The 23,337-nt window shown below is 70.6% G+C and carries 24 protein-coding genes; 8 read left to right on the plus strand and 16 right to left on the minus strand.

What is annotated here, in order from left to right; genetic code table 11:
* The first annotated feature begins 86 nt into the window (after nt 1-86).
* From GWK15_RS04340 to GWK15_RS04365, 6 genes are all read left to right on the plus strand, one after another.
* Entirely contained in the window at nt 87-1,061 is a 975-nt protein-coding gene (locus GWK15_RS04340) for a DctP family TRAP transporter solute-binding subunit (RefSeq protein ID WP_168039400.1), read from the plus strand.
* Nucleotides 1,062-1,198: 137 nt separating this feature from the next.
* Nucleotides 1,199-2,173 carry a DctP family TRAP transporter solute-binding subunit gene (locus GWK15_RS04345; RefSeq protein ID WP_168039402.1) on the plus strand — a complete coding sequence of 325 codons (975 nt, stop codon included), beginning with the start codon at nt 1,199-1,201 and terminating at the stop codon, nt 2,171-2,173.
* A gap of 67 nt (nt 2,174-2,240) precedes the next feature.
* Entirely contained in the window at nt 2,241-2,837 is a 597-nt protein-coding gene (locus tag GWK15_RS04350) for a TRAP transporter small permease (protein WP_245211398.1), read from the plus strand.
* The gene (locus GWK15_RS04355) at nt 2,834-4,111 is read left to right on the plus strand and encodes a TRAP transporter large permease (RefSeq protein WP_168039404.1); all 1,278 of its coding nucleotides are present in this window, start codon (nt 2,834-2,836) and stop codon (nt 4,109-4,111) included. Before GWK15_RS04350 ends, GWK15_RS04355 begins: the two co-directional genes overlap by 4 nt.
* On the plus strand, nt 4,108-4,755 hold the full coding sequence (locus GWK15_RS04360; RefSeq protein WP_338147186.1) for a DNA-3-methyladenine glycosylase family protein: 648 nt from the start codon (nt 4,108-4,110) through the stop codon (nt 4,753-4,755). The genes GWK15_RS04355 and GWK15_RS04360 overlap by 4 nt, the downstream gene beginning before the upstream one ends.
* A gap of 69 nt (nt 4,756-4,824) precedes the next feature.
* Nucleotides 4,825-5,694, plus strand: coding sequence for a metallophosphoesterase (locus GWK15_RS04365; protein ID WP_168039406.1), 870 nt, complete (start codon nt 4,825-4,827; stop codon nt 5,692-5,694).
* Here the strand turns inward: GWK15_RS04365 and GWK15_RS04370 are convergent.
* The 7 genes from GWK15_RS04370 to GWK15_RS04400 form a co-directional block, all read right to left on the minus strand.
* Nucleotides 5,691-6,461: an alpha/beta fold hydrolase gene (locus GWK15_RS04370; RefSeq protein WP_168039408.1), complete on the minus strand. Its 771-nt coding sequence runs from the start codon at nt 6,459-6,461 to the stop codon at nt 5,691-5,693. The two genes, GWK15_RS04365 and GWK15_RS04370, sit on opposite strands and share 4 nt — an antisense overlap.
* A complete protein-coding gene (locus GWK15_RS04375; protein WP_168039410.1) occupies nt 6,458-7,315 on the minus strand; it encodes a DMT family transporter in 858 nt (285 codons plus the stop codon). Before GWK15_RS04375 ends, GWK15_RS04370 begins: the two co-directional genes overlap by 4 nt.
* Before the next feature lie 108 nt (nt 7,316-7,423).
* On the minus strand, nt 7,424-8,761 hold the full coding sequence (locus tag GWK15_RS04380; RefSeq protein WP_168039412.1) for a Gfo/Idh/MocA family oxidoreductase: 1,338 nt from the start codon (nt 8,759-8,761) through the stop codon (nt 7,424-7,426).
* Between the two features lie 19 nt (nt 8,762-8,780).
* On the minus strand, nt 8,781-8,966 hold the full coding sequence (locus GWK15_RS04385) for a hypothetical protein (protein WP_168039413.1): 186 nt from the start codon (nt 8,964-8,966) through the stop codon (nt 8,781-8,783).
* Nucleotides 8,967-8,969: 3 nt separating this feature from the next.
* Nucleotides 8,970-9,710 carry an SDR family NAD(P)-dependent oxidoreductase gene (locus GWK15_RS04390; protein ID WP_168039415.1) on the minus strand — a complete coding sequence of 247 codons (741 nt, stop codon included), beginning with the start codon at nt 9,708-9,710 and terminating at the stop codon, nt 8,970-8,972.
* A 19-nt stretch (nt 9,711-9,729) separates the two neighbouring features.
* Entirely contained in the window at nt 9,730-10,467 is a 738-nt protein-coding gene (locus GWK15_RS04395) for an SDR family oxidoreductase (RefSeq protein ID WP_168039417.1), read from the minus strand.
* Nucleotides 10,468-10,469: 2 nt separating this feature from the next.
* Complete coding sequence (locus GWK15_RS04400) at nt 10,470-11,477, minus strand: NAD(P)H-quinone oxidoreductase (protein ID WP_168039419.1); 1,008 nt, start codon at nt 11,475-11,477, stop codon at nt 10,470-10,472.
* 132 nt (nt 11,478-11,609) lie between these two features.
* On the opposite strand from GWK15_RS04400, the gene GWK15_RS04405 reads away from it, so the two are divergent.
* Nucleotides 11,610-12,830, plus strand: a complete 1,221-nt coding sequence (locus GWK15_RS04405; RefSeq protein ID WP_168039421.1) for an ABC transporter substrate-binding protein — start codon at nt 11,610-11,612, stop codon at nt 12,828-12,830.
* Between the two features lie 100 nt (nt 12,831-12,930).
* Here the strand turns inward: GWK15_RS04405 and GWK15_RS04410 are convergent, their stop codons facing one another.
* From GWK15_RS04410 to GWK15_RS04445, 8 genes are all read right to left on the minus strand, one after another.
* Nucleotides 12,931-13,890: an IS481 family transposase gene (locus GWK15_RS04410; RefSeq protein WP_168039423.1), complete on the minus strand. Its 960-nt coding sequence runs from the start codon at nt 13,888-13,890 to the stop codon at nt 12,931-12,933.
* A 141-nt stretch (nt 13,891-14,031) separates the two neighbouring features.
* Nucleotides 14,032-15,000 carry a Bug family tripartite tricarboxylate transporter substrate binding protein gene (locus GWK15_RS04415; protein ID WP_168039425.1) on the minus strand — a complete coding sequence of 323 codons (969 nt, stop codon included), beginning with the start codon at nt 14,998-15,000 and terminating at the stop codon, nt 14,032-14,034.
* 100 nt (nt 15,001-15,100) lie between these two features.
* Entirely contained in the window at nt 15,101-16,081 is a 981-nt protein-coding gene (locus GWK15_RS04420) for a Bug family tripartite tricarboxylate transporter substrate binding protein (RefSeq protein WP_168039427.1), read from the minus strand.
* A gap of 68 nt (nt 16,082-16,149) precedes the next feature.
* On the minus strand, nt 16,150-17,220 hold the full coding sequence (locus GWK15_RS04425) for a sn-glycerol-3-phosphate ABC transporter ATP-binding protein UgpC (RefSeq protein ID WP_168039429.1): 1,071 nt from the start codon (nt 17,218-17,220) through the stop codon (nt 16,150-16,152).
* A gap of 4 nt (nt 17,221-17,224) precedes the next feature.
* On the minus strand, nt 17,225-18,121 hold the full coding sequence (gene ugpE / locus GWK15_RS04430) for a sn-glycerol-3-phosphate ABC transporter permease UgpE (RefSeq protein ID WP_168039431.1): 897 nt from the start codon (nt 18,119-18,121) through the stop codon (nt 17,225-17,227).
* Nucleotides 18,121-19,002, minus strand: a complete 882-nt coding sequence (gene ugpA / locus GWK15_RS04435) for a sn-glycerol-3-phosphate ABC transporter permease UgpA (protein ID WP_168039433.1) — start codon at nt 19,000-19,002, stop codon at nt 18,121-18,123. Before ugpA ends, ugpE begins: the two co-directional genes overlap by 1 nt.
* Before the next feature lie 28 nt (nt 19,003-19,030).
* The gene (gene ugpB, locus GWK15_RS04440) at nt 19,031-20,380 is read right to left on the minus strand and encodes a sn-glycerol-3-phosphate ABC transporter substrate-binding protein UgpB (RefSeq protein ID WP_168039435.1); all 1,350 of its coding nucleotides are present in this window, start codon (nt 20,378-20,380) and stop codon (nt 19,031-19,033) included.
* Between the two features lie 73 nt (nt 20,381-20,453).
* Nucleotides 20,454-21,629 carry a diaminopropionate ammonia-lyase gene (locus GWK15_RS04445; protein ID WP_168039437.1) on the minus strand — a complete coding sequence of 392 codons (1,176 nt, stop codon included), beginning with the start codon at nt 21,627-21,629 and terminating at the stop codon, nt 20,454-20,456.
* Nucleotides 21,630-21,768: 139 nt separating this feature from the next.
* On the opposite strand from GWK15_RS04445, the gene denD reads away from it, so the two are divergent.
* Nucleotides 21,769-22,752, plus strand: a complete 984-nt coding sequence (gene denD, locus GWK15_RS04450; RefSeq protein ID WP_168039439.1) for a D-erythronate dehydrogenase — start codon at nt 21,769-21,771, stop codon at nt 22,750-22,752.
* Here the strand turns inward: denD and GWK15_RS04455 are convergent.
* Entirely contained in the window at nt 22,749-23,201 is a 453-nt protein-coding gene (locus GWK15_RS04455) for an acyl-CoA thioesterase (RefSeq protein WP_168039441.1), read from the minus strand. The genes denD and GWK15_RS04455 overlap by 4 nt on opposite strands.
* Nucleotides 23,202-23,337: the final 136 nt, after the last annotated feature.

Consider the following 23,337-nt stretch of genomic DNA (forward strand, 5'->3'; position numbering starts at 1 on the left):
CCCGATTTCCGCCCGGGCGGAAACCCACTATGAGGGGCCGACGCCGGGGGGCACGGGACGCCGCCCGGTTCAGAGAGGATCGATCCATGACGCTGACCCGTCGCGCGGCCCTTGCCGCGCTGGCCGTCGTCGGGCTTGCCGCGGCGCCCGCGGTCGCCCAGACCACCATTACCCTGCAGCACCCCCTACCCTCCTCGAGCCATTACGGCGCCGGCGCCGCCGCCCTGAAGGAGTCCTTCGAGCGTGCGACCGGCGGCCGCTTCCGCGTCAACATCCAGCGCAACGACAACGAGCGCGAGATCGTCGAGAGCGTGCAGATCGGCACGGTCGAATGCTACCTCGGCTCCACCGGCCCGGTCGGCAACTTCGTCCCGGCCGTCCGCGTGCTCGACGTGCCGTTCCTGTTCCGTGACTACGCCCATGCCCGCGGCGTGCTCGATTCCGACATCGGCCAGCAGCTGCTGGGCCAGTTCCAGCCGCGCGGGCTGGTCGGCGTGATCTGGCTCGAGAACGGCTTCCGCCACCTGACCAATTCGCGGCGCGAGGTGAATGCGCCCTCCGACGTGCGCGGCCTCAAGGTCCGCACGATGGAGAACCAGGTGCACATGCGCGCCTTCTCGACGCTCGGCGCCCTGCCGACGCCGATGGCCTTCTCCGAGCTCGTCCCTGCCCTGCAGCAGGGCACGGTGGACGGGCAGGAGAACCCGATCCCGGTGATCGTGGCGAACAACCTCAACCAGGTGCAGCGCTACCTGACGCTGACCGGGCACGTCTATTCGCCGGCCATCCTGATCTGCAACCCGGCGATGATGCAGCGCCTGTCCGCCGCCGACCGCGCCGCCTTCATGGAGGCCGCCCGCGCCGCCCAGCAGGCGAACCGGGACAAGGTGACGGCGGACGAGAATTCGGGCATCGAGGAACTGCGCCGGCGCGGCATGCAGGTGGTGACGCAGGTCGACACCGCCGCCTTCCAGCAGGCGCTGGCCGCCGCCTTCGCCCAGTACGAGCGTGAGCTGGACGGCGCGACGCTGCGCCGCATCCGGGACTGGCGCCCGAACTGACCCTGGCCTGACGGCCAGGACTTCGGCATCCGCCCAAGAACAGAGCACCCCCGGGCGCCGCGCCGCTGGCCGATTTGCCAGCGGCTCCGGCGCCCGGCTATGTGCCGGTCAAAGTCCAACATGGAGGAAATCACGGAATGACCCTGACCCGACGGCTCGCGCTCGCGGCCGCCCTCGCCGCCCCGCTCGCCACCACCCCGGCGCTGGCGCAGACCCAGATCACCGTGCAGCACGCCCTGCCCGCCAACAGCCATACCGGCGTCGGCGCCTCGACCTTCGCCAGCGCCTTCGAGCGCCTGACCAACGGTCGCTACAAGGTCGTCGCCCAGCGCAACGACAATGAGCGCGAGATGATCGAGAGCGTGCAGATCGGCACGATCGACTGCACCTTCACCTCGACGGGCCCGGTCGGGAACTTCGTCCCCGAGGTCCGCATCTTCGACGTCCCCTTCCTGTTCCGCGACGCCACCCACGCCCGCGGCGTGCTCGATTCCGAGATCGGCCAGCAGGTGCTCGCGCGCTTCCCCGCGCGCGGCCTGGTCGGCGTGATCTGGATCGAGAACGGCTTCCGCAACATGACCAACTCGCGGCGCGAGATCCACAACCCCGCCGACCTGCGCGGGCTGAAGATCCGCACCATGGAGAACCAGGTCCACATGCGGGCCTTCACCACGCTCGGCGCCCTGCCGACGCCGATGGCCTTCTCCGAGCTCGTCCCGGCCCTGCAGCAGGGCACGGTCGACGGGCAGGAGAACCCGATCTCGGTCATCGTGGCGAACAACCTGAACCAGGTGCAGCGCTACATGACCATGACGCGGCACGTCTATTCGCCGCAGGTGATGATCTGCAATCCGCAGACCGTGGGGCGCCTGAGCCAGGCCGACCGCGCCCTGTTCCAGCAGGCCGCGCGCGAGGCCCAGGCTGCCAACCGCGCCCGCGTGACCGCCGACGACGACGCCGGCGTCGAGGAGCTCCGCCGCCGCGGCATGACCGTGGTGACCGAGGTCGACACCGCCGCCTTCCAGGCCGCGCTCGCGCCGGCCTTCGCCGAATGGGAACGCACCCTCGACGCCGCGACGCTGCGGCGCATCCGGGACTGGCGCCCGAACTGATCCGGCACTGACCTGACGGGGCGGCCGGCCGGCGACGGCCGCCCTCCTCTCGACTACGGGGGACTCGATGAATGCGATGAACGTGCTGCCGCTGCAGGTGACGGTCGGGGCGACGCTCCTGACCGTCGCGGTGGCGCTCTGGGCCGCGTCGGGGGATGGGGCGCGCGCCGGCCTCCGCCGGGCCATCCTGACGGCCGACCGCTACACCACGGCGATCGCGGCGCTGCTGGCGAGCCTCGCCCTGACCGTCGCGGTCTTCGCCGGGGGCTGGCAGGTGGTGGCGCGCTTCGCCACCGAGACCCCCTCCGTCTGGTCCGAGGCGCTGGTGCGCACGGCGCTGATCTGGATGGCCTTCCTCGGCATCGCGGTGGCGCTGCGCGCGGGCGCGCTGGTCTCGATCGACGTCGCGCATCGCTATTCGTCCGGGGCGATGCGCCGCGCGCTCGAGGCTTCGGCGCTCGCGGCCTCGCTCTCGATGCTCGGCATCATGTTCTGGTTCGGCTGGATGATGGCCGAACGGGTGCAGTTCCAGGAAATGGCGGGGCTCGAGGTCTCGATGTCCTGGGGCTATGCGGCCATCCCAATCGGGGCGGTCTTCGCGATGGTCGGCGTGGTCGCGCATTTCCTCGACCGACGCTCCGAGGAACTGGAGGCCGCGGTATGAGCGGGACCATGCTCACGGCGATGCTGGTGCTGTTCGCGGCCAGCATCCCGGTCGCGGTGGCGATCGGCATCGCGGCGGTGGTCGGCATCGCCGGCTTCACCTCCTTCCCGCTAATCGTCGCGGCGCAGCAGCTCTTCGTCGCGCTCGACAAGTTCCCCCTCGCCGCCATCCCGTTCTTCATCCTGGCGGGCAACCTGATGGATGTCGGCGGCATCTCCCGCCGACTGGTGGAATTCGCCCGCTCCATCGTGGGCGGCGTCCAGGGCGGCCTGCCCGCGACCTGCGTCGTCACCTGCATGATCTTCGCCGCGATCAGCGGATCCTCGGTCGCGACCACTTTCGCGATCGGCGCGATCATGATCCCTGCGCTGGTGAAGGCGGGCTATCCGGTCGGCTTCGCCGCGGCGCTGCAGGCGACGGCGGCGGAACTAGGCGTGATCATCCCGCCCTCCATCCCGATGATCCTGTACGGCGTCACCACCCAGACCTCGATCCCGGAGCTGTTCATCGCGGGCTTCGGCCCGGGCTTCGTGATCGGCGGCGGGCTGATCGCGACCGTGCTGATCTGGTGCCGCGTCATGGGCTGGGGCAAGCAGGACGGCGAGAACCGCCTGCCCTTCCTGGCCGCGACCCGTCAGGCGAGCTTTGCGCTGGTCATGCCGGTCATCGTGCTGGGCGGCATCTATGGCGGCATCACCACGCCGACCGAGGCATCCGTCGTCGCGGTGGTCTACGCCCTGATCGTCGGCATGTTCCTCCATCGCGAGATCGAGCTGCGGGACCTCTTCCCGATCTTCCGCAAGTCGGTGATCTCCTCGGCCGTCATCATGTTCATCATCGCCTGCGCGGCGCTGTTCTCCTGGCTGCTGAACCGCCAGGGCGTGCCGGATGCGGCGGCGGAATGGCTCGCGACCTCCTTCGACTCGCCGAGCATGTACCTGCTGGTGGTGAACCTGTTCCTCTTCGTCGTCGGCATGTTCGTGGAGACTTCGGCCTCCATCATCGTGCTGGCGCCGATCCTGTCCGACGCGGCGCAGAAGCTCGGCATCGACGGGGTGCATTTCGGCACCATCATGGTGGTGAACCTGGCGCTGGGCATGATCACGCCGCCCTTCGGCGTGAACCTCTTCGCCGCGGCGCAGGTGGCCGGCTGCAGCATCGACCAGATGATGAAGTACCTCGGCATCTTCATCGCCGTGGTCTTCGCCTGCCTCATGGTCATCACCTACGTCCCGGCGATCACCCTCGCGCTGCCGCAGATGGTGTTCCGGTGAGCCTCGGCACGCCGGAGGCGCTGCGGCACCTCCGGCGTGACCCCGTGCTGAAGGGCGTGATCCGCCAGGTCGGGCCCTTCACCATGAAGCCGGCGCGGCGCCAGCCCTATGAGGCGCTGGTCCGTGCCATCGCCCACCAGCAGGTCCATGGCCGCGCGGCGGAGGCGATCCTCGGGCGCTTCCTCGGCCGTTGCGAATGCGCTGGCTTTCCCTCTCCTGAGGCGGTCCTCGCCCTGACCCCCGAGGCGATGCGGGCCTGTGGGCTGTCCGCAAACAAGGTCCTCGCGATCCGTGACATCGCCGAGAAGGCGGCCGCCGGCGCCGTCCCGACCCGCACCGAGGCCCGACGCCTGACCGACGAGGAACTGATCGAGCGCCTCGTCACCCTGCGCGGCGTCGGGCGCTGGACCGTCGAGATGATGCTGATGTTCACCCTCGGCCGGCCCGATGTGCTGCCCGTGGACGATTTCGGGGTGCGGGAGGGCTACCGCGTCGCCGCGGGCCTGGCCGAACAGCCCAAGCCCCGTGCGCTCGCCGAAATCGGCGAGGCCTGGGCCCCCTACCGGACCACCGCTTCGTGGTATCTGTGGCGCGCCGCGGACCTGGCGAAGGAAGGGCGGTTCCGCCAGCCCAAGGCGATCTGAGGGCAGGCATCGCCCCAGCCCCGCCATCTTCCGGGGCATGATGCCGGGCTCCTCGATGGAGCGGTTCGGATGATGTCCCGACGGGGCCTGCTTGCGGGCCTGGGTGCGACGATGGCGACGGGAACGGGCAGCGCGGCCTATGCGCTGGGCGTCGAGCCGTATCTGCGCCTCGCCGTCGAGCGGCATGCCTTCCTGCCATCGAACTGGCCGGCAGGGTTGCGGCTGCGGGTGGTCGTCCTGGCCGACCTCCATGCCGGCGCCCCCGTGATGGACGAGGCCCGGATCGAGCACATCGTCGCCGCCGCCAACACCCTGCGCCCCGACCTGATTCTGCTGTTGGGCGACTACGGCCCGTCCACCCGCTACGTGACCCGCGAGATCCCGCATGAGGACGTCGCGCGCCGGCTCGGCGCGCTGCGGGCGCCGCTCGGCGTGCATGCCGTCCTCGGCAACCACGATTGGTGGGAGGACCGCGACGCCGTCCGCCACCGCACCAGCCTGCCCTCGATCGGGCGGGCGCTCGAGGCTTCGGGCATCCAGGTGCTGCAGAACGACGTGGTGCGCGCCGGGCCGGTGCTGCTGGGCGGGCTCGATTCCTCCTGGGCCTATGCGGTGCGCCACGGCGCGGACGACCTGCCGAAGCTGCTCGGCCAGGTGACGGGCGATGCGCCGCTGCTGCTGATGGCCCACGAGCCCGACACCTTCACGACCTTGCCGGGGCGCGTCGGCGTGACCTTCTCGGGCCACACCCATGGCGGGCAGGTCAGGGTGATGGGCTGGTCGCCGGTGGTGCCCTCGCTCTACGGCAACCGCTATGCCTGGGGGCATGTGCGGGAGGAGGGGCGCGACCTGGTGGTCTCGGGCGGGCTCGGCGTGAGCACCTTCCCCGTGCGCTTCGGCGTGCCGCCGGAAATCACCCTGGTGGAGCTCGGCGCCTAGGCGGATTCCGCCAGGAAGGGTTCGAGCAGCGCGAGGAAGCCCGCCGGGTTCTCCGCATGGACCCAGTGGCCGGCCGCGGGCACCGTGGCGAAGCGCGCGGCGGGAAACAGCGCGCGGAACAGCGCATGGTGCTCGGCGCGGATATAGGGCGACCGCTCGCCCGCAATGACCAGCACCGGGCCGTCGTAGCGCGCGCCGGGCGGGGCGGCGAAATCCTCGATCTCGGGCATGGCGGCCGCGATCTCGGCCAGGCCGATGCGCCATTCCGGGGGATCCGCCTCGAAGCGCAGGTTCTGCAGCAGGAAGGCGCGGATGCCGGCCTCGGGGATGGAGGCGGCCAGGGCGGCGTCGGCCTCCTTGCGCGCAAGGCCCGCGCCCAGCGGCAGGGCCTGCATGGCGGCGACATAGGCGCGCAGCGACGGCTTGTAGCGAATGGGCGCGATGTCGGCGACAACGAGGCGCTCGACCCGCTGCGGATGCGACAGGGCGAAGGCCATCGCCGCCTTGCCGCCCATCGAATGGCCGAGCACCGCGGCGCGCCCGACGCCCGCGGCGTCCATCGTCTCGGCGATGTCGGCGGCCATGGCGGCGTAGGTCATCTCCGCCGCGCGCGGAGACGCGCCGTGGTTCCGCAGGTCGGGCGTCAGGACGCGGAAGCGCGGCGCCAGCGCCCGGCGGATCGCGCCCCAGTTCTGCCCCGAGCCGAACAGCCCGTGCAGGAGCAGCAGCGGCGGGCCCTCCCCCGCCTCGGTGACCGCGAGCCTCATGACCGCGAGGCTAGCACGACCGAGGCGACGATCAGCCCGCCGCCGAGCAGCATGTCCCAGCCCAGCGGCTCGCCCAGCCAGAGCGTGCTGACCAGCACGCCGAAGGCCGGCACCAGCAGGAAGGCGACCGAGGCGACGGCGCCGGGCAGCCGCCGGCCCACCTCGATCACGCACCAGGTCCCGATCGGTGCGACGATCAGCCCGATGTAGAGCATGAAGGGCCAGGACGGCCCGAAGATGCCGCCCTGCGGTTCGAGCACCAGGGCGAAGGGCAGGATCAGCAGCGTCGCCAGGCCGAAGCACCACGGCAGCAATTCGAAGACCGGCGAGGCCGGCGGCCATTTGCGCGTGGTGACGATGGCGAGCGACCAGAACAGCGCCGCCGCGACCAGCATCAGGTGCCCGACCAGCTCGTCATGGTCCGTCCAGTCGACCGCCCAGGGCCCGGCCAGCGCCGCGACGCCCGCGAGCCCGAGCCCCGCCGCGATCCAGCGATGCGGCGGCACCTTCTCGCCGAGGAAGACGACCGAAAGCGGGATCAGCCAATAGGTGACGACGGCCGAGATGATCGCCGTGCGCCCCGCCTGCACCAGTGCGACGGCGGCGTGCGCCAGCACGAAGAAGGCGCCGAGCTGCAGCAGGCCGAGCGCGACCACCGAGGGCATGTCCCGCCGCCGCGGCAGGTGCAGCCGCCCCAGCGCCGCCAGCAGCAGCGCCGAGACCAGCGCCGCGAGCCCCGCCCGGCCGACCGCGAACCACATCGGCGTCGCATGGGCGAGCGCGGCCTTGGTCACGGGCCAGGCGCCGCCGAACAGCAGGATCGCCACGATCAGGAGATGGAAGGCCTGGCGCATGACGATCAGCGACGAATCCCGAAACCTGCGGAGCACGAACCGGCGCGCGGCCCTGGGATCATTCTGATCCCATACCCGCCTTTCCGGAAGGTCACCGCGCCGCGCAATTCAACCGAAGGCTGCGACCATCTCGGCGCGGATGCGCACGGCGTCCTGCGCAGGATCGGGCGGCGCATCGGCCGTCGTGATGGTCGCGCCCTCCGCCACGTCGCGCACGAGGCGGATGCCGTGCGCGAGGCCAATCGGCAGCGCGTCGAGCGCGCGCGAGCGTGCCGCCGGGACGCATTTGCCCCAGGCACAGGCGCCGCCCTCCCCGTCCAGCACCTCGCCTGCCTTCAGCGCGCGCTTGGCCACCGCGACGACGTCACCGCTCCAGCTGTCGGAACTGCCGGTGGGTTCGCGCCGCAGCGCGGCGGAAGCGACCGAGACGCCGAGTTCGAGCCCGATGAAGTGATAGGGCCGCCACAGCGCCGCGTAGCGGCCCGAGGGATCCGTCGCGACGCCGTATTCGGTGAAGCAGCGACGGGCGTATTCGGTCTCGCCCTCGAACACCGCATAGACGCCCCAGCGCAGGTTGTCCGGGATCTCGGACCCGTCGCGGCGAACGGAGGAGACGACCTCGACCATCCCCTTGTGCGGCAGGACCCCACCTTCGTCGTGCGGGCGCAGGATCGTGTGCAGCTCCGAGGTGCCGGCCGGCGGGAAGGCCAGGCCGTCCTCGGGCGGCGCGAGGCCGGTGGCGTTGGCGATCGCCGCCATCTCGATCCCCGACTTCGTGCCGTCGAGGAAGGAGTTGAACATCTGCGGGTTCATCCCGCCGGCCTGCGCCTGCTCCTCGGTGAGGCCGTAGAAGCCCCAGACCGTCGCCGGCGTGCTGGCGTGGAAATGCGGCAGGTACTTCGTGCCCTTGCCCGCGGCGATGACGGTGAAGCCGCCGGCGCGCAGCGTGTCGACCATCTCGCAGACCAGCGCCGGCTGGTCGCCATAGGCCATGGAATAGACAACGCCGGCCTTGGCGGCCTCCCGCGCCAGCAGCGGGCCGGCGAGGACATCGGCCTCCACGTTCACCATCACGACATGCTTGCCATGGGCGATGGCGGCGCGGGCGTGTCGCAGCCCGGCTTCCGGGTGGCCGGTGCATTCCACCACCACCTCGACGCGCGGATCGGCGATCAGCGCCATGGCATCCTGCGTGAGGTGCGTGCTGCCGTCGCGCATCGCCGTGTCGAGGTCGGGCGCATCGTAGGACCCGTCCGGCCAGTGCACGCGGGCGAGCGCCGAACGGGCGCGCGGGATCGAGAGATCGGCGATGGCGAGCACATGCATCCCCGGCGTGCGGCGCGCCTGGTGCAGGAACATCGAGCCGAACTTGCCCGCCCCGATCTGGGCGATGCGGATGGGGCGGCCCTCGGCGGCGCGCTGAAGCAGCAGGCGATGGAGGTTCACGGTGGCCGGCTCCGATCGGTCAGGAAGGATTGTGCCAGCGGCGCGGACCGTGGCCGGGCAGCGCGCCCCCGCGCAGCCTGGTCAGCGCAGCCCCGGCCAGCGCCAGCACCGCCCCGCCCGCCGCGAAGGCGCGCGCGCCCCCGCGCGGCAGGCGCGCGACGAGCACGGCCAGCAGCGCCGCGACGGCGAGGAGTGCGAGGAACACGCCTCAATCCATGTAGAGGCCGCCATTGATGTGGATCGTCTCCCCCGTGACGAAGGCGGCGGCGTCAGAGGCGAGGAAGGCGATGACCGAGGCGACCTCGTCGGGCGAACCGAAGCGGCGCATCGGGGTATTGGCGATCAGCGCCGCGCCGTTGCTCGCCATGACGCCCTCGGTCATCGGCGTCGCGATGATGCCGGGGGAGACGCAGTTGGCGCGGATGCCGCGCGGGCTGAGCTCATGCACGAGCGAGCGCGTGAAGCCGAGCACCGCCGCCTTGCAGGCCGCGTAATGCGCATGCCGCACGGAACCACGATGGCCGGCCATGGAGGCGATGTTCACGATCGACCCGCCATGGCGGATCACCGGCATCGCCGCGCGGCAGGCATAGAAGACGCCGTCGAGGTTCACGCCGAGGGTCAGGCGCCAATCCTCGTCCGACATCTCGGTGACCGGCTGCTCGACATAGAGCCCGGCCCCGGTGACGAGGATGTCGATGCCGCCGAACTCCCGACCGGCCAGCGCGACGGCCTCGTCCACCTCCTCGCGGTTGGTCACGTCCACGCGGGCGGTCAGGATGCGCGCCTCGGCCTCGGGCAGCGACTTCGCGAACTCCTCGAGGGCCGCGGGATCGAGGTCCGTCAGCAGGAGATGCGCGCCAAGGCTGCGGAACAGCGCCGCGGTGGCCCGCGGGATGCCGCCATTCGCGCCGGTCAGCAGCGCCACCTTGCCCTTCAGGTCGAACATCGCGTTCGGCTCCCCTCGATCACGTCATCATCCAGCCGCCGGCGACGTCGATCGTCTGGCCGGTCACGAACTCCGCATCGGGTCCGGTCAGGAAGCAGGCGGCGCGCGCCACTTCCTCTGGCGTGCCGAGGCGGCGCAGTGGCGTCTCGGCCACCACGGCCGCGTTGGTCGCCCCGCCCGCCATGGCGACCATCGGCGTCGCGATGCGCCCGGGCGCGATGGCATTCACCGTGATGCCGTGCGGGCCGAGTTCCCCCGCCAGGTGGCGCGTCAGGCCGATCAGCGCCGCCTTGGTCGCCGCGTAGTGGCAGCCGACGATCGGCGTGAACGCCTTCCCGGCGATCGAGGACTGGTTGACGATCCGCCCCCAGCGCTGCGCGACCATCCCCGGCGTCAGGCGGCGGACCAGGTTCCAGGCCCCGGTGAGGTTCACCGCCAGCACCCGGTCCCATTCCGCCGGGTCCATCTCGAAGGCCGGCGCGGCCCTGCCGTCATGCTTGGGACTGATGCCCGCGTTGTTCACCAGGATGTCGACGGGGCCAAGCTCGGCCTCGACGCGCGTGCAGGCGGCGTCCACGGAGGCGCGGTCGGCGACGTCGCAGAGGATAGCGCCGGCCTGCCGCGCCAGCGCCGGATCAGCTTCCAGCGCGGCAACCTTCGCCCCGCGCGCGGCGAGCTCGGCCGCGATGGCCGCGCCGATGCCGCGCCCCGCACCGGTGACGATCGCGACGCGGCCGGCATGCGTCGCCGCGGCCATGGTCAGTCCGCGACCTTCAGCATGATCTTGCCGATGTGCTCGCTGCTCTCCATCAGGCGATGCGCCTCGGCGGCCTCGGCCAACGGGAAGGTGCGGTAGATCTCCGGCCCGCACTGGCCCTTGGCGAGCAGCGGCCAGACCTTGGCCTCGAGTGCCGCGGCGAGTTCGCCTTTCTGCACCGTGGTGCGCGGGCGCATGGTGCTGCCGGTCACGGTCAGGCGCTTCAGCATGATCGGACGCAGATCCACCGCATCGCCCTGGTGGCCGCCGAGGAAGGCGATCAGCACCAGCCGCCCATCCCAGCCGAGGCTGCGCAGGTTCCGCTGGAAATAGGCCGCGCCGACCATGTCGAGGATGACGTCGACGCCCTTGCCCTCGGTCAGGCGCTTCACCTCCTCGGCGAAGTCCTGGGTCTTGTAGTTGATGGCGACGTCGGCGCCGAAGCGGCGGCAGGCCTCGCATTTCGCATCCGTGCCGGCAGTGGCGAACACCTTCGCGCCGAAGGCCTTGGCCAGCTGGATCGCGGTGACGCCGATGCCGGAGGTGCCGCCATGGACCAGCACCGTCTCGCCCGCCTGCATCCGGCCATGGCCGAAGAGGTTGGCCCAGACGGTGAAGTAGGTCTCGGGCAGGGCGGCGGCGCGGGCCGCGTCGTAGCCGGCGGGCCAGGGCAGCGTCTGAGCCTCGGGTGCGGCGCAGTATTCGGCGTAGGCCCCGCCATTGGTCAGCGCGCAGACGCGGTCGCCGGCCTTGTAGCGCGTGACGGCGGCGCCGACGGCGACCACCTCACCCGCGCATTCCAGGCCAATGATTGGGCTCGCGCCCGGCGGCGGCGGGTAGGACCCGCTGCGCTGCTGCACGTCCGGACGGTTCACGCCCGTCACCATGACGCGGATCAGCACCTCGTCGGGCTTAGGCTGGGGCACCGGGCCGCGCGCGGGGACCAGCACCTCGGGCCCGCCGCCCGCGCCATGGGCGATGTAGGTCATCTCGGTCGGCAGCGTGGCCATGCTCGCGTTTCCCCGTGTCTTCCGACCGGACCATTCGCCCCCGCGCGGCCGGGCGTCAAGGCGGGCGGCAGGGTTGCCATGCCGGACGATGGCGCAGAACATTCGCGCCAAGCGCCTGCCCGGAGGAGGTCCATGACTGCCGTTCGCCGCCGACCGCTCCTCGCGGGCCTTGCCGGCGCGGCCGCCGCGCCACGCATCGGCTCGGCGCAGGGCAACGAGGTCCGGCTCGGCGCGCTCTATCCCTTCTCCGGCAGCCTCGCTCTTCTCGGCGACGAATCCTTCCGCGGCCTCGAAATGGCGGTGGAGGAACGCAACGCGAATGGCGGCGTGCTGAACCGGCAGGTCCGCCTCGCCAAGGGCGATGCGGTCGACCAGAACCAGGCGATCGCCGAGGCGCGCCGCCTGATCGGCGCCGAGCGCGTCACCGCGGTCTTAGGCACCTATGCCTCGCCCCTCGCCTTCGCCGCGACGCAGGTGGCCGAGCTGCAGGGCGTTCCCTATTTCGAGATGGGCGCGATCTCGGACCCGATCACCGAGCGCGGCTTCCGCTACGTCTTCCGCACCTGCCCGCGCGCGTCCGATTTCGGCGCGGCCACGGTAGGCGGCCTGGTGGATGCGCTGGCGCCGGCCTTCGCCGTCGATCCGGCTTCGCTCCGGATCGCCATCCTGCACGAGGAAGCGCTCTACGGTCAGACCGTCGCGGCCTTCCAGGAGGCGCACCTGCGCGCCCGCGGGCTGAACCTGGTCGAGAAGATCGCCTATGCCGCGCGATCGGTGGACCTGTCCTCCGTGGTGCAGCGGCTGCGCGGCGTCTCGGCCGACATCGTGCTGCACACCGGCTACCAGAACGACATCGTGCTGTTCTTCCGCGGCATGCAGGAGGCGGGCTGGAAACCGCGCATGGTGATCGGATCGGGCGCGGGCTATTCGCTGACCGACACGGCCCGCGCCGTCGGCCCCGCCTTCGAGGGCGTGATGAACGTCGACTTCACCCAGTTCGCGGTGAACGAGGACTACGCCCCCGGCGCCGCCGCTTTCGTCGAGGCCTACAAGCGCCGCTATGGCTCCGAACCGCGCTCGGGGCATTCCCTCGCCAACTATTTCGGCGCGCGCGTTTGCCTCGATGCCGTGCAGCGCGCGGGCGCGGCGGACAAGGACCGCATCCGCAACGCAATGATGGCGGCCGACGTCGCGGAGGGCACCACGCCGACCGGTTGGGGCGTGCGCTTCGACGAGAAGGGCCAGAACACGCGCGCGAAGCCCTTCCTGCTGCAGTGGCAGGGCGGGCGCCAGGTCACGGTGTTCCCGGCGCAGGCGGCGGTGGCGCAGCTGCGCCCGCAACTGGGCGCCTAGAGCAGATCCCGATCAGGTGGAATCACCTGATCGGGTGAATATGCTCGCGCAAATAGCGGGCTAGAGACGTTGCCGTGAGCGCAGGCGCACGGAAACGGCTCTAGGTGTCGCTGCCAAGGAGGTTGTCCCTGACTAATCGGCTGACGGGCGGCTTTCCGCCGAGGGCGGAGTGGGGCCTGAGGCTGTTGTAGTGGCAGAGCCAGGCGGGCATGGCGCGGGCGCGCTCGGCGGAGCTGTGGAAGGGCATGGCGTAGGCCCATTCCCGCAGTGAGGTCTGGATGAACCGCTCGGCCTTGCCGTTGGTGCGAGGCGTGTAGGGCCGGGTACGCTTGTGCTTGAGGCCGCTTCTCTGCAGGGCGGCGGCGAACAGTTTGCTTTTGAAGGCGGAGCCGTTGTCGGTCATGACGCGCTCGACGCCGACGCCATGGGCGCCGAACCAGGCCAGCGCGTCCTCGAGGAAGCGGACGGCGCTCTCCTTCTTCTCGTCGGGCATCAGCGCGGTGTAGGCGAGCCGCGAGGCGTCATCGATGGCGACGTGGAGATACTCCCAGCCCAGCCCCTCGCCGCGGCCGCGCCGGCTGCTCTGGCCGGTGCGGTCGCCGGTGATGCGGTGGCCGATGCCCTCGATACGGCCGAGCTTCTTGATGTCGATATGGATCAGCTCGCCCGGCCGCTCGCGCTCGTAGCGGATGACCTGGCGGGGCGGGTCGAGAGCGGCGAGGCGGCCAAGGCCGAGACGGCGCAGCGCGACGCCGACGGAGGAGACCGGCCGCCCGAGCTGGCGGGCGATGGCGGGGCCGGATAGGCGCCGGCGCCGCAGCGCCGCGATCTCGGCCTGTGCAGTTGCGGACAGTCGCGCCGGGCTGCGATGCGGGCGGGAGGAGCGGTCACGCAGGCCGGCGTCGCCATCGACGGCAAAGCGGTCACGCCACTTGCGCACGGTGCGCGGCGTGGTGCCCATCGCCGCCGCCACGGCGGCCACCGTCCAGCCCGCCTCCAGCCGATCGACCATCAGCATTCGACTATGCGGCGTGGTGCGCGCATTCTCATGGGCGTCCATCCGGGGCTCCGGCTTGGTCGTTGAAGGTGTGGCAACCACAGCCTCCAACCTCAGCCCCGGAGGGACAACCTCCATAGCAGCGACATCTAGGCCACAGGCGCGGCAGCCTGCGCGGGCGATCCCCGCGCAGGCCTGTCCGGATCAGTCGGCGCGGATGCCGGCTTCCTGGATGATCGCCTCCCACTTGGTGCGCTCCGCCTCGAGCCAGGACTTCGCATAGGCCGGCGACTGGTCGTCGACGATGCGCATCGCGAGGTCGCCGAGGCGCGTGCGCACCGAGGCCTCCTTCGCCACGCGGCCGAAGACGCCCGCCGCCTGGTCGAGGATCGCCGTCGGCGTGCCCGAGGGCGCGAGCACCATGTGCCAGGTATAGGCCTCGAGGCCCGGGAAGCCGGCCTCGGCCGTGGTCGGCACGTTGGGCAGCTGCGGCAGGCGCTGGCTGTCCATCACGGCGAGGGCGCGCGTCTCGCCCCGCTGCACGAAGGGCAGCGCGGTGGTCGCGACGTCGACGATGATCGGCACGGAACCGTTCAGAACGTCCGGCATCGCCGCCGCCGTGCCGCGATAGGGGACATGGTTCGCACGCACATTGGCGCGGCGCAGCAGCAGCTCGGTCGCAAGGTGCAGCGCCCCGCCATTGCCGCTGCTGGCGTAGTCGTGCTTGCCGGGTTCGGCGCGCAGCTTCGCGATCAGTTCCTGCAGCGTGCGCGCCGGGAAGTCCTTGTTCACCGTGATCACCATCGGGATCACGCCGATCAGCGAGACGGGCGCGAAGTCCGCCACCGGATCGAAGGGCAGGCGCGGAAACAGCGGGCGCAGCACCGAATGCGCGACCGTGGTGTAGAGCAGCGTCTGCCCGTCCTTCGGCGCCTTGGCGACGGCGTCGGTGCCGACCACCACGCCCGCGCCGGTGCGGTTCTCCACGATCATGCGCTGCGGCAGGATCTTGGAGATCTCGTCGGCGAAGAGACGCGCCGGAATATCGGTTGGCCCGCCGGCGGCGAAGGGCACGACGAGGCGGACGGGCTGCGTCGGCCAGGCCTGTGCGCGGGCTGCAACGGGGGTCAGGGCCGCGGCAGCGCCGAGGCCCAGCAGATGACGACGATTCATGTGGCTTCTCCCGAAGGCCGGACGCATGGACGATGCGTCCGGCCCGGTCAACCGAGGTGTAACAACGGGTTACACCGCGTCCGGAACCACCTTGCCGTCGTCATCCGTTCGCGGTGATGCCGGCGCTGCGGATGATCGGCTCCCACTTGGCGATCTCGGCGTCGAGGAAGGCCTTGGCGCTGTCCGGCGTGCTGTCGGAAACGACGTTCATCGTGAGGTCGCGGAGCCGGTTGCGCACCAGTTCCTGCGACATCACGCGGTTGGTCGCGGCGTTGATCGCCTGGATGATCGGCGCCGGCGTGCCAGAGGGCACCAGGATCATGTGCCAGGTGTACGCGACGAAGTTGCGCACGCCCTGCTCGTTGAAGGTCGGCACGTTCGGCGCCACCGGGGACCGCTGCATGTCCGAGATGCCGATGCCGCGCAGTTCCCCGCGCGCGAGGTAGGGCAGCGCGCCGGCGGCCACGTCCATGATGATCGGGATGCGGCCCGAGAGCACGTCCGCCATCGCCGCGCTCGACCCGCGATAGGGCACATGGTTCACGCGCAGCCCTCCGGCCTCGTGCCACAGCAGCTCGGTCGCGAGATGCACCGCGCCGCCATTGCCCGAGGAGGCATAGTCGTACTTCCCCGGATTGGCGCGCAGCAGGGCGAACAATTCCTGCGCGTTCGACACGCCCAGCGAAGGATGCACCAGCATGATCATCGGAATCTGCCCGCACAGCGCGACGGGTGCGAAATCCGCGATCGGATCGAAGGGCAGGCGCGGGAAGAGTGCGCGCAGCACCGCATGGGCGATCGTGGTGTAGAGCACGACGCTGCCATCCTTCGGCGCCTTCGCGACGACCTCGCTGCCGATCACCACGCCCGAGCCGGTGCGGTTCTCGACCACCACGCGCTGGGGCAGGAACTCGCTCATGCGATCGGCGATCAGGCGGCCAACCACGTCGGTCGGCCCGCCAGCGGCAAACGGGATCACCATTCGGGTGGGCTGGGTCGGCCAGGCGGACGTCTGGGCCTGCGAGGCGAAAGGCGCGAGCGCGCCGGCGGCGCCGAGACCGAGGACGTGACGACGGTTCATACGAATGTTCCTCCCGGCGGGTCAGCGCCCGCGTTCATCCGCACATAGGGCGAAAGCACGCGCGCGCGTCAATGCCCCGGGTCGATGCGCCGGCCCGTCTCGGCGTCGAAGACATGCAGCGCACCGGGTTCCGGCGCGAGCGCCACGCCCTCCTGCCCGGCCACGCCCGGCACGCGAGCCGTGAGCGCCGTGCCATCCGCAAGACGGCCATGGAGCACGGTCTCCGAGCCGAGCGGCTCGGCGAGCTCGACCGTCAGCGCAAGCCCATCCGCACCGACCTGCTGCAGGTGCTCGGGGCGGATGCCGATCGTGACCGGACGCCCCTCCCCACCCGGCCGCGCGCCGTCGGTGAAGCGCCAGACCGTCCCGCCCGACAGCCGCGCCGCCGCGCCGCCATCCACCAGCGTCGCGGGCAGGAAGTTCATCGCCGGGCTGCCGATGAAGGAGGCGACGTAGGTGTCCGCCGGCTTGGACCAAACCTCCATCGGCGTGCCGACCTGCGCGGCGCGCCCTTCATGCATCACCACCAGGCGGTCGCCGAGGGTCATCGCCTCGACCTGGTCGTGCGTCACGAACAGGGATGTGACGGCCAGGCGCTTCTGGAGCCGGCGGATCTCCGCGCGCATCTGCACGCGCAGCTTGGCGTCGAGGTTGGACAGCGGCTCGTCGAAGAGGAACAGCTTCGGGTGCCGCACGATCGCCCGGCCCATGGCGACGCGCTGGCGCTGCCCGCCCGAGAGCTGCCGCGGCTTGCGTTCCAGCAGCTGGCCGATCGACAGCAGTTCGGCGGCTTCCTGCACGCGCTGGCGGATCTCGGCCTTCGGCAGGCCGCGGATCTTCAGCCCGTAGGCCATGTTGTCGAAGACGGTCATGTGCGGATAGAGCGCGTAGGTCTGGAAGACCATCGCGATGTCCCGGTCCGCGGGCTCGAGCGGCGTGACGTCGAGCCCGTCGATCATCACCTGGCCCGAGGTCGGCGTCTCGAGACCCGCGACGATGCGCAGCAGGGTCGACTTGCCGCAGCCCGAGGCGCCGACGATGACGACCATCTCGCCATCCGCGATGGCGAGGTCGATGCCGTGCAGCACGCGCGTGGCGCCGAAGGATTTCTGCACGCCCTTGATGTCGAGACTCGCCACGCGCCTATTTCTCCGTCTCGGTCAGGCCCTTGATGAACCAGCGCTGCATCAGCACCACGACGGCGACCGGCGGCAGCAGGGCGAAGACCGCCGTGGTCATGATCAGGTTCCACTCGTTCTGCGTGTCGCCGATGCCGATCATCTTGGTCAGGCCGACGATGACCGTCTCGAGGTCGCGGTTCGACACCATCAGCAGCGGCCAGAGATACTGGTTCCAGCCATAGATGAAGAGGATGACGAAGAGCGCCGCGATATTGGTGGTCGATAGCGGCAGCACCACGTCCTTGAAGAAGCGCAGCGGGCCGGCGCCGTCGACCTTCGCCGCCTCGACATACTCGTCCGGGATGGTGAGGAAGAACTGGCGGAACAGCAGCGTTGCCGTGGCGGATGCGATCAGCGGCAGCGTCAGCCCGGTCATGGTGTCGATCAGGCCGAGATCGGTCATCACCTGGAAGGTCGGGATGATGCGCACCTCGACCGGCAGCATCAGGGTGATGAAGATCATCCAGAAGAACACCATGCGCAGCGGGAAGGAGAAGAACACCACCGCGAAGGCCGAGAGCAGGGAGATCGCGATCTTCCCCACCGCGATCAGGATCGCCATGATGAGGCTGTTCCACAGCATGGTGCTGGCCGGCACGGCGAAGGTGTTGCGCCCGCCGCCGCCCTGGAACCAGGCGGTCGTGTAGTTGTGGATGGCCTCCGTGCCCGGCAGCAGGGGCACGTCGCCGCGCCCGATCGTGTCAGTATCGTGGGTCGACCCCACGATGGTGATCCAGATCGGCAGCGCGAAGACCGCGATGCCGAGGATGAGGGCCAGGTGCGTGAGGAACCGCTCCCGCGCCTTGCGGCGGCGGGAGGCGGCGGCCAGCGCCTCGACGTCGATGGTCGCGGTGGGCATCAGTAGTGCACCCGGCGCTCGATGAAGCGGAACTGGATCGCCGTGAGCGCGATGACGATGACCATCAGGATCACCGATTGCGCCGCTGAGGAGCCGAAGTTGAGGTTCTGCACGCCGTCGACATAGACCTTGTAGATCAACGTCTCGGTCGCGTTGCCCGGGCCGCCGCGCGTCAGGGCGTGGATGACGCCGAAGGTGTCGAAGAAGGCGTAGACCAGGTTCACCACCAGCAGGAAGAAGGCGGTGGGCGAGAGCAGCGGGAAGATCACCGTCCAGAAGCGCCGGAACGGCCGCGCCCCGTCGATCGCGGCGGCCTCAAGCACCGAGGTCGGGATCGACTGCAGCCCCGCCAGGAAGAAGATGAAGTTGTAGGAGACCTGCTTCCACGCCGCCGCGATCACGACCATCGTCATGGCCTGCCCGCCGTTCACCCGGTAGTCCCAGTCGATGCCGATGGCACCGAAGGCGCGGCCCACCAGCCCGATGGAAGGGTGGAAGATGAACAGCCACAGCACCGCCGCGAGCGCGGGTGCGACGGCATAGGGCCAGATCAGCAGCGTCTTGTAGAGACCCGCGCCGCGGATGTGCTTGTCCGCCTGCACCGCCAGGAACAGCGCCGCCCCCAGCGCCAGCGCCGCCACCGAGGAGGAGAAGATCACGGTGTTCCACGCGGCGTTGAGGTAGAGCGCATCCCCGAACAGGTCGAGGAAGTTCTCGAAGGCGACGAACTCGGTGCGCAGGCCGAAGGCGTCCTGGCGCAGGGTCGACTGCCAGACCGCCATGCCGGCGGGCCAGAAGAAGAAGACGATCGTCACCGCCAACTGCGGCACGAGCAGCAGGTACGGCAGCGCGACGCCGCGAAAGATGACCTTCTTCCTCACGGTATCCTCCGCGACGTCGCGCGCGCCATCACCCGCGGTTCGCGCGTTCGAAATTGCGCAGCACCTGGTTGCCGCGCGTGGTGGCGTTCGCGAGCGCCTGCTGGGCGTTCTGTTGGCCCTGGAAGGCGCGCTCGAACTCCTCCTCCATGATGGTGCGGATCTCGACGAAGCCGCCCAGGCGGATGCCGCGGCTGTTGTCCGTCAGCGTGCCGCCGCCGCGCAGCAGCTGCTCGATCGGCACGTCGGCGCCGGGGTTGTCGCGGTAGAAGCCCTTCTCGCGCGCGATGGCGTAGGAGGCGCGGCGCACCGGGACATAGCCGGTGTCCATGTGCCACTGCGCGTCGACCTCGGGGTTGCTGAGGTACTTGAAGAACTCCGCCACGCCCTGGAACTCGTCGCGCGAACGGCCGCCGCCCGCCGCCGGACCCTTGTTCATCACCCACAGGCTGGCGCCGCCGATGATGGAGTTGATCGGCGCATTCGGCGTGCCCTGGTAGTAGGGCAGCATGGCCACGCCCCAGTCGAAGCGCGCTTCGCGCTGCACGCGGGCGCGGAAGCCGGAGGAGGTGAACATGATCGCCGCCTCCCCGTTCGGGAAGGCAGGCTCGCCGGCGTTGTTGCGGCCGCCGTAGCGGAAGCTGCCGTCCTTCTGCCAGTCGACCAGCGCCTGCATGTGGCGCTGCACCAGCGGGTTGTTGATCCGCAGCTCGGTGCCGAGGCCGCCGAACCCGTTCGCCAATGTGGCCAGCGGGATGTCGTGGATGGCCGAGAAGTTCTCGATCTGCGCCCAGGTCAGCCAGGCGGTGCTCATCGGCACCGCGGTGCCGCCGCCGGCCTTCAGCTTGGGCAGGATCTCGGCGACGCCCTGCCAGGTCTCGGGGAACTTGTCGGGGTCGACGCCGGCGCGGCGGAAGGCGTCCTTGTTGTACCAGACGATGGTGGTCGAGCTATTGAACGGCATCGACATCATCCGCCCGTCCGACAGGCTGTAGTAGCCGCGCACGCCGGGCAGGTAGTCGTTGAAATCGATCTGCACGCCGGTCTCGGCCAGCAGCTCGTGCACCGGCTTCACGGCGCGCCCGGCGCCCATCATGGTGCCGGTGCCGACCTCGAACATCTGCACGACATGGGGGGCGTTGTTGGCGCGGAAGGCCGCGATCGCCGCGACCATCGTCTCGGGGTAGGAACCGCGGAAGGTCGGCACCACCCTGTACTTGGTCTGCGTGGCGTTGAAGTCGGTCGCGCGCTTCTCGAGCATGCCGCCCAGCGGCTGCGCGAGGCCGTGCCAGAACTGGATCTCGATCGGCTGCGTCTGGCCGATGGCGGGCGCGGCGACGCCCAGGGACATCGCCCCGGTCAGCAGTGTACGGCGGTGCATAGGGTCGTCCTCTCCCGTTGTGGCGACGCGGCGGCTTATCCGTGCGCCTTTGCCGCGAGATTACAGAACCATGTCACTTCGATGAAGGGGTGTGTCCGACCAGGCGCGCATAGACCTCCGGGTCGGTCGCGCCCTCGGTCCCGAACAGCAGGACGCGGCTCGTCTCCTCGAGGCCGAGGGCGGTGCGTGCGAAGGGCTCCCGCGCCGCCAGAAGCAGGGCGGCGAGGCCCGCGACGGCGCTTTCCCCGGCCACCACGGCCGGCTGGCGCGCGGCGAGCACCTTCATGCAGTCCACTGCGCTGCCATCCGTCACCGCCGCGAAGGCGAAGGCCCCGCGCTCGAGCTCCTGCCAGGCGAGGAGCGAGGGCTCCCCGCAGGCGAGGCCCGCCATCAGCGTGTCGAGGTCGCCCTCGACCGTGGTCGGCTGGCCGGCCTCGGCGCTGGCGAGCAGGCACGCCGCCTTGTCGGGCTCGGCGACGATGACCTTCACCGCGGTGCCGAAGCGCGACCGCATCTGCGAAGACACCGCGGCGGCGACGCCGCCGACGCCGCCCTGGATGAAGACATGGGTCGGCGCCCCGCCGAACTGGTCGGCGGCCTCGTCGGCCATGACGCGATAGCCCTGCATGACGTCGCGCGGCACCTCGGTGTAGCCGGGATAGGAGGTGTCGGAGACGACGAACCAGCCATTGGCGTCAGCCTGCTTCTGGGCTTCCCGCACCGCGTCGTCGTAATTGCCGGGGACGACGCGGATCTCCGCACCCCATTTCGCGATCGCGTCGCGGCGGCCCTGGCTGACATGCTCATGGACGAAGATGACGCAGCCCGCCCCGAAGCGCTGGGCGCCCCAGGCGACCGAGCGGCCATGGTTGCCGTCCGTCGCGCAGCAGACGGTGATGGCGCGCGTCGCATCCTTGTGGGTGCCGTCCATCAGCTCGGCCGCGGTCGCCGCATTCGCGACGCCGCGCCGGGCGAGCTCCGCCTGCAGCAGGCGCATGACGGCATAGGCGCCGCCCAGGGCCTTGAAGGAGCCGAGGCCGAAACGGCCGCCTTCATCCTTGTAGGCCACGCGCGCGACGCGCGCGGCCGCGGCGGCGTCGGGCAGCTCGACCAGCGGGGTCGGGGCGTAGCCGGGCCAGGAGGCGATCTCCGCCTTCGCGCGGCGGAAGCCGGAATCCGGCAGCACCACCACGCCCGGCGTGCCGTGGCGCCGGTTCACGAGGAAGCGGAATGGGGTGGTCGGGATCATGGTCGGCCCTCCGGTCGCGGGCCATGTGGCACGGGAAGCGGACGGCAGGCAAAGGTGCCAGGCCAGAGGCTAGGCCCCAGGCGCGGTCCGGTGTAGGCGAAGGCGACGGGGCCCGGCCCCGGGGAGGACAGGAGCGACGATGCGCATCACGATTCTCGGCGGCGGCGGTTTCCTCGGCAAGAAGCTGGCGGCGCGCCTGGCCCGCGACGGCCGTCTCGGGGGCAAGGCGATCACCGGGCTGACGCTGTTCGACCTGGCCGCGCCGTCCGCGCCCTCCGCCCCCTTCCCCGTGCAGTGCCTCGGCGGCGATGTCGCGGATCCGGCGGCGGTCGCGGCGGCGATCCCCGCGGGCACAGAGGTGGTCTTCCACCTCGCCGCCGTGGTCAGCGCGGCGGCCGAGGCGGATTACGACCTCGGCATGAAGGTGAACCTGCACGGCACGCTCGCGGTGCTGCAGGCCTGCCGGGCGCTCGGGACGAAGCCGCGGGTGATCTTCACCTCCTCCGTCGCCTCCTTCGGCGGCGGGCAGGATGCGGTGGTGCCGGATGATGGCCGCCAGGTGCCGACCAATTCCTACGGCGCGCAGAAGGCGATCGGCGAATTGCTGCTGCAGGACGCGACGCGCAAGGGCTTCCTCGACGCCGTCAGCATCCGGTTGCCGACGGTGATGGTCCGTCCGGGACGGCCGAACAAGGCGGCGTCCTCCTTCGTCTCGGCCATCCTGCGGGAACCGCTGCTCGGCCTGTCCACGGACTGCCCGGTGCCGCCGGAATTCGCCGTCTGGATCTGCTCCCCGCGCAGCGCGATGGAGTGGTTCCTGCACGCGGCGACCATGGACACCTCCTCCATGGGCGTCGACCGCGCCATCAACCCGCCGGGGCGCAGCGCGACGGTGGCCAAGATGCTCGGCGCGCTGGAAGCCGTCGCCGGCCGGGCGGCGCGCGAGAAGGTCGGCTTCGTCTTCGACAAGGAGGTCTTCGACATCGTGGTCGGCTGGCCCGCGGCCTTCGAGGCCGAGCGCGCCCGGCGCCTCGGCTTCGCCGAGCAGGAATCGCTCGAGGACCTGGTGCGCGCCTTCATCGAGGACGACCTCGCGGCGACGAAGGCGGAGCGGGGGCTCTAGACCTCCGCCACCGCGCCGTCGCGCTCGGCCATCAGCTGGCGCATCGCGTCGTCGATCTCCGCCTTTTGGCCGGTCGCGTTGTCGATGACGACGCACAGCGCGCGCGCCGAGCAGAGCAGCCCGTCGCCCTCCCGCCACATCCCGTACTGATGGACGAAGGAGGTGCGGCGGAAGGAGGCGGTGCGGACGGTCAGCAGCACCTTGTCCCGGAAATGGCCGGGCTTGTGATACTTCACCTCGAGCGAGCCGACGACCGGCCCCGGCGCGGTGGGCGAGAAGGCGCCGCCGGCGCCGACCCACCATTCGATGCGCATGTCCTCGAACAGCGTCAGGTAGGCGGCGTGGTTCACATGCGCGTAGATATCGCATTCCGCCCAGCGGACCGTGTGTTCCTGCCAGAGCCCCCACTGGCCCTCGACCCCGAAGCGCTCGCGCAGCGCAGCGTCCATGACGCGTCCTCTCCCTCTGCCGCGGCGCACTGTGGCGCGGTGCGGGCAGGCGGGAAAGACGCCGACAAGGCGGCAGCCCGGAAATCCCTGCGGACGACAACCTCCGCCGCCTCTGGCAAGTCCGCCCCTGGCGCGG

This window comes from Neoroseomonas oryzicola (assembly GCF_012163135.1).
Classification (GTDB): domain Bacteria; phylum Pseudomonadota; class Alphaproteobacteria; order Acetobacterales; family Acetobacteraceae; genus Neoroseomonas; species Neoroseomonas oryzicola.